1 protein-coding gene is annotated in these 601 nt (G+C 71.4%); it reads right to left on the bottom strand.

Features of this window, described 5'->3' with window-relative positions; genetic code table 11:
* On the bottom strand, positions 1 to 601 hold a 601-nt coding region (locus tag ACRWNP_RS37185; protein WP_431969441.1), incomplete at both ends, for a TetR/AcrR family transcriptional regulator.

Raw genomic sequence — 601 nt, 5'->3', positions numbered from 1 at the left:
CTGCAGCAGTGCCTGGCAGGTGGCGTGGGCGATCCAGGCCTGGGCGCGGGCGAACGGCCAGGCTCGTTGGCCGACAAGGGTCATCCAGGCGTTCGGGCCGAGGTGGAACCAGAGGATGTCGACGGCCTCCGCGCGGGAGAGGTCGGCGCGGAGGGCGTCGAGCGCGATGAGGCGGTCGGCCACGCGGGTGAGGGCTTGGATGTAGTCGTCCGCGCCCTTGTCCAGGACTGCCTGGACGGCGGGTTCCCCCGGCGGGTTGCGGTACAAGAGCCCGTACACGAGCTCCCAGTGCCGTTCGTGGATGAGCCGGGTGCTCTCGGCGGTCAGCTCGATCACCGTGCGAGGGTCGTCGCCGGCCTCGATGGCGGCCAGGGCGTCGTCGAAGGACGAATCAGTGACGACCGGCTCCAGCAGGGCCGTCAGGATGCTCGGCTTGTTTCCCGCGCTGCTGTACACGGTCGGCACGGCCACTCGTGCCGCCTCCGCGATCTCCCCGATGGTGACCCCGGCGTACCCGCGGGCCAGGAAGAGCGCCTGCGCGCTGCTCAGGATGGCCTCACGCGTGGCGGCGGCCGAGTCGGTGCGGCGGGGAGAGCTGTAC

The organism is Actinacidiphila sp. bgisy160 (genome assembly GCF_965342435.1).
GTDB lineage: Bacteria > Actinomycetota > Actinomycetes > Streptomycetales > Streptomycetaceae > Actinacidiphila.
Note: the sequence above shows the minus strand (reverse complement) of the source record. Positions and strands in the feature narration are given on the sequence as shown.